5 protein-coding genes are annotated in these 5,037 nt (G+C 62.7%); 2 read left to right on the forward strand and 3 right to left on the reverse strand.

Features of this window, described 5'->3' with window-relative positions; genetic code table 11:
* Both QZY06_RS03300 and QZY06_RS03305 read left to right on the forward strand, forming a co-directional pair.
* The coding region (locus QZY06_RS03300; protein ID WP_295680169.1) for a DUF932 domain-containing protein at positions 1-312 on the forward strand (312 nt) is incomplete at its 5' end.
* A 78-nt stretch (positions 313-390) separates the two neighbouring features.
* Positions 391-2,448 (forward strand): ParB/RepB/Spo0J family partition protein, encoded by a 2,058-nt coding sequence (locus QZY06_RS03305; RefSeq protein WP_295680171.1) that lies wholly within the window; start codon positions 391-393, stop codon positions 2,446-2,448.
* 61 nt (positions 2,449-2,509) lie between these two features.
* On the opposite strand, the gene QZY06_RS03310 is transcribed toward QZY06_RS03305, so the two are convergent.
* The 3 genes from QZY06_RS03310 to QZY06_RS03320 form a co-directional block, all read right to left on the reverse strand.
* On the reverse strand, positions 2,510-2,797 hold the full coding sequence (locus tag QZY06_RS03310) for a putative quinol monooxygenase (protein WP_106468520.1): 288 nt from the start codon (positions 2,795-2,797) through the stop codon (positions 2,510-2,512).
* A gap of 79 nt (positions 2,798-2,876) precedes the next feature.
* Positions 2,877-3,395 carry a GNAT family N-acetyltransferase gene (locus QZY06_RS03315; RefSeq protein ID WP_295680175.1) on the reverse strand — a complete coding sequence of 173 codons (519 nt, stop codon included), beginning with the start codon at positions 3,393-3,395 and terminating at the stop codon, positions 2,877-2,879.
* 344 nt (positions 3,396-3,739) lie between these two features.
* A partial coding sequence (locus tag QZY06_RS03320; protein WP_295680177.1) for a sensor domain-containing diguanylate cyclase occupies positions 3,740-5,037 on the reverse strand: 1,298 nt, incomplete at its 5' end.

Raw genomic sequence — 5,037 nt, forward strand, 5'->3', positions numbered from 1 at the left:
ATCACGCTGGACGCCGGTGAATCGGAAGTGTTCGCCCGCGCCGCGCTGGCCCTCAAGTACGACGACCCCGACAAGCCCGCGCCCATTACCGAATCGCAAATCCTGATGCCGCGCCGGTTCGATGACCGCCGCCCGGACTTGTGGAGCGTGTTCAACCGCACGCAAGAAAACCTGACCCAAGGCGGCCTGCGCGGGCGCAGCGCCAACGGACGCCGCCAGCAAACCCGCCCGGTGCAGGGCATCGACCAGAACATCCGCCTCAACCGTGCGCTTTGGCTGCTGGCCGATGGCATGCGCCAGTTGAAAGCCTGAATCCCCACGCGGCTGGGGCAGGCAGCAGCCCTTGCCGCTTTCTTCGCTGCTGCATCCCAACCGCAAGGAGTTATCACCATGAATGCCATTACCCAAACCGAAGCCCGCGCCATTCAAGCCCACGCGCTGGAAGCCGCCGACCCGACCAAGAACCTGATTCTGGTGCCGCTGTCGCGGCTGGTGTCGCGGCCCACTGGCCGCAACGTGCGCAAGACCCCGCGCATGTCCATCCCCGAACTCGCCGCCAGCATCCAGCGTGTCGGCCTGCTGCAAAACCTGATCGTGATTGCCGCCGCCGATGGCGAGCATTACGAAGTCGTGGCAGGTGGCCGTCGCCTCGCTGCGTTGAAGTTGTTGGCGAAGAAGCACCGCATCAGCAAGGAATGGGAGGTGCCTTGCCTGCTGGTGGCCGATGCCACCGCCCGCACGGCCAGCTTGACCGAGAACGTACAGCGCGAAGCCATGCACCCTGCCGACCAGTTCGAGGCATTCGCCGCGCTGGTGGCCGAAGGCCGCCCCATCGAGGACATTGCAGCGGATTTCAGCGTCACGCCGCTGGTGGTGCAACGCCGCTTGAAACTCGCCAACGTCTCGCCGCGCCTGCTGGCCGACTACCGCGCCGAGGCCGTCTCGCTCGATCAGTTGATGGCCCTTGCCATCACCGACGACCACGCCGCGCAGGAGGCCGCGTTCTACGATGCGCCGACGTGGCAGCGCCATCCGTCCCACTTGCGCGAACGCCTGACCGAGCGCGAAATCGACGCCCACCGGCATCCGCTGGTGCGCTTCGTCGGGCTGGACACCTACGAGCGCGAAGGCGGCGGCATTCGCCGCGACCTGTTCGCGGAAGGCGATAAGGGCGTGTATCTGGCCGACGCCGCGCTGCTGGAGCGGCTGGCGCAAGACAAGCTGGCGGGCATCGCCGCCGAAGTGAAGGCCGAGGGCTGGGCATGGGTGGATGCCACGCCCGGCATGACCCATGCCGACCTGCACGCCTTCCAGCGCGCCCCGCAGGAACGCCGCAGCCCGAACAAACGCGAAGCGCAGCGCATCGAGAAGCTGCAAGCCAAGCTGCACGAACTGGCCGAAGCCGTGGATGCCGCGCTGGACGCCGACGACGAGGAAAAAGCCGATGCCTTGCAGGAAGAAGGCGAAACCCTGGGCGAACAGTTGCAGACGCTGGAAGATGGCTTGCAGGACTACGCCACGAACGTGAAGGCCGCAGCCGGTGCCATCGTCACCATCGACCGCAACGGCGAAACCGTGATTCATCGCGGGTTGATGCGCGAAGCCGAAGCCAAGGCGCTGCGCACGCTGGAACGCTTGCGGCAGGGTTTCGGCAGCGAAGGCGAAGCCGCGAACGACGAAGAAGGCGAGAACGACGAGCAGCCCAAGACCGCCGCCATGTCCGACCGGCTGGCGCAGCGGTTGAGCGCCCACCGCACCGCCGCGCTGCAAATCGAAGTCGCACGGCATCCGCAAGTCGCGCTGGCCGCGCTGGTGCATGGCATGGTGCAGACCGTCTTGCAGGACAGCCATTACGGCCACGATTTGCCGCTAGGCGTGAGCCTGAAAGTGCAAGGCCGGCTGGAAGGCATGGCCTCCGACTGGCCCGAGTCGCCCGCCGCCGTGGCCCTGCGCGAATTGCAGCAGGTCGCGGGCGAAGCGCTGCCGCAGGACAGCGCCGAACTGTTCGCCGCGCTGCTGGCGATGGAGCAAGGCGAACTGGTGCGGCTGCTGGCGGTATGCGTGGCGGCGACCGTGGACGTGGTGACGCCTCGCGCCACGACGCACCAGCCGGGCGCGGAACTGGCGCAGGCCGTGGGGCTGGACATGGCGGCATGGTGGAAGCCGACCGCAGAAGGCTACTTCCGGCATGTGCCGAAGGCCGTGATTCTGGAAGCCGTGGGCGCGTTCGCGCCATCGCACGTCACCCGGCTGGCGAAGCTCAAGAAGGCCGACATTGCCAGTGAAGCCGAACGGCTGGCCGATGGCACCGGCTGGATGCCCGCCATTTTCCGCGCCGAAGCCCCGCAGCAGGACGCGCAGGCCGTGGCGGCGGATGCGGGCGCGGACGCGCCGGAGGATGCCGCCGCCGTGGCGGATGAGCCGCAGGCCGAGGCGCTGGCCGCGTGACCTTGCACCGCAGATAAGCGCCCCGGTTCCGGCCGGGGCGCTTCGGCGTGTCAGGCTTGGCTTACTCGAAGGCACCCATGAGCAGATAGGTTCCAGGCGACCGTTGATGCTTATCTATCAGTGGCACCAATCTCTTGAAATGCTCGGTATTGCAGTGTGCATCCAACGCAGCACGATCAGGCCATTCCTCTATGAAGATAAAGTGTCCAGGGTCTTTCTCGTCGATGAAAAGCTCGTAAGACACGCACAACGGTTCTTCTTTGGTTTTCTCGACAAGCTCCCGATACAGGGGAATGACATTCTCGATGCACTCTGGCTTGATGAAGTCTTGGGCAATCACTTTGAGCATTAGTCATACATCCGGCTATTTGGCATAGCGGTCATTCGTTCCATAGTCTAAAACGCCATGCCGCCGCCTTCGCGCTGGCTCAGGCGGCGGCGTTGAAGGCATCGCTGTAGTGCGCGATGCCTTCCGGCACTGTCCCATGCAGGGGCAGCGCCATGAAATAGCCGGGCGGCACGCCCGGCAGTTGCAGCCCCGCATGGGCCTGAAAGCCAAACCGCGTGTAGTACGCGGGATCGCCCAGCAGTACGCAGCCTGCGGCCCGCATGGTTCGCAGTTCGGTCAGCGCCTGTTCCACCAGGCGCGAACCGATGCCTTGCCCCTGCCTTTGCGGTAGGACGGAGATTGGCCCCAACCCGTACCAACCATCAGCCTTCCGTCCTTGGTCATCGGTAATCATGACGGGGGACAGTGCGACGTGGCCGACGACCTGCCAATGTTCCTCGGCCACGATGGAAAGCGTCAGTTCATTGGCTGCACGCAAGGCGCACACGATGAACTGCTCAGTGTGGCTGGTGTGCGGTGCATCGGCAAAAGCGGCAATCGTGACGGCTTCGATGGCTGCAATATCGTCCGTGGTTTCGTGTCGGTGCTGGATGGTCATGTGCTTATCTTGGGTTTCTTACTGAAAATATAGAACGACCTGGGCGTGTCGGCGCCATGCGCCACCGGGCTTTCGGGCTGCGCCCCGTGCCGCCGGTGGCGTCACGGCCATTCGGCTTCAATCCCTCACGCCTTCGCGCCTGCGGCGCTGCGCGCTCCGCTTGCGAGATAGCCAGCGTCCCGACGCAATAGGTGGAGCGTGGGCGGCTACGCCCCGGCTTGCTGCGGCAGGTTGTGCGAAAGCGTGCCGTCCCCGACGCTGGCGGTTCGTCGCCGGTAATTCTGGAACCGCAGACTGCAGCCCCCAATGCGCCCGTATAGGAGTTCTGCGGACGCGCGAACCCGCTAACTGTGCTCGCGGAAGCAATTGCGCCCCTCGCGCTTGGCACAATACAGCGCACGATCCGCATCCCGGATCAGGGCTGCAGATGAATAACTCCCAGGAATGGCCGTCGCCGCGACACCGATGCTGATCGTCACTACACCATGAGAGCTTCCTGCGTGTTCAATGCCCAGTGCCTTGATGCGCGACACAGCTTCCTGCGCCATGCGGCAGGCCACGGCAAGCCCGCATCCCGGCAGCAAGATCGCGAACTCTTCACCACCATAGCGAGCTACAAGGTCTTCGGGCCGATGGACAATCGAACTCAATTCATGAGCAACCCTGCGTAGACATTCGTCACCTTCCTGGTGGCCGTATCGATCGTTGAAGCCTTTGAAGTGATCGACGTCGATCAGCAGAATACTCCCCATGGTTGGCACCAGTGGGGCGGCCTGAAGCATCGCTGCGAGGTGATTGTCAAAGGCTCGCCGGTTGGCAACCAGCGTCAGCGCGTCCGTTCTCGACTCTTCGATCAGCTTGATTTCATTGCCGAGGGTCTCGATCAATTTACGATCCAGCCATAGGGCAGCCCCTAGCAGAAGCATGACGATAAGCCCTCCACCGACGGCCCCCATGGTGATCAATAGCGGCATGGTCGAAAGCGCTTCGTCCCCGTCCAAACCGACTACGAGGCATAAGTCGTAGGGGGGAACAGGAGCGGAAGCAGCGATTATGAGGTTCCTGTGTCTATCCTTCGCTGACACAGAGCTGGCCTGCCAGGTCGTCCGGGTTGCATCTGACTTGCACTGATCGCCATTCTGCGCCACTTCATTATTCAGTCTGGAGGAAAGCAAGACGACGCCATCGCTATTCACGAGGTTGATCAACCCCTGCGGGCCCAAGTCGAATTGCTGGTAAAGCGCTTCGAAATAGCTTGTTTTGAAACTGATGAGCACGACGCCGCCAAACGTGTCGTCCGGTTTATTGAAGCGTCGGCTGATGGTCAGAATGCGCTCGCCGTCCATGCGTGAAAGGATGGGCTTACCCACGTAAGATTGATCGTCATCGTGATTCTGATGAAAAACAAAATAATCACGATCGGAATTATTGGCGAGAGCGACACCCTCCTGTTTCGGTGAAAGCACCCAATTTCCATGCTCGTCGTACACGAAAATACCTTGAATCCGATCTGATCGCCCCAACTGCCTGAGAACCAGAGCATGAAGCTTCTCGGGATCGATTCGCGCAGCTCCTTCCATTAGATCGACCATCGGGCCCAATGTCGCATCGGCCATTTTGAAGGTGTCATCAAGCTGCCTGG

It is taken from the genome of uncultured Nevskia sp., from assembly GCF_903885465.1.
In the GTDB taxonomy this organism is placed as follows: domain Bacteria; phylum Pseudomonadota; class Gammaproteobacteria; order Nevskiales; family Nevskiaceae; genus Nevskia.

Coding starts and splice junctions, on each gene's coding strand:
- QZY06_RS03310 (WP_106468520.1), bottom strand. CDS start 2,797: ATGCTCAAAGTGATTGCCCAAGACTTCATCAAGCCAGAGTGCATCGAG.
- QZY06_RS03305 (WP_295680171.1), top strand. CDS start 391: ATGAATGCCATTACCCAAACCGAAGCCCGCGCCATTCAAGCCCACGCG.
- QZY06_RS03315 (WP_295680175.1), bottom strand. CDS start 3,395: ATGACCATCCAGCACCGACACGAAACCACGGACGATATTGCAGCCATC.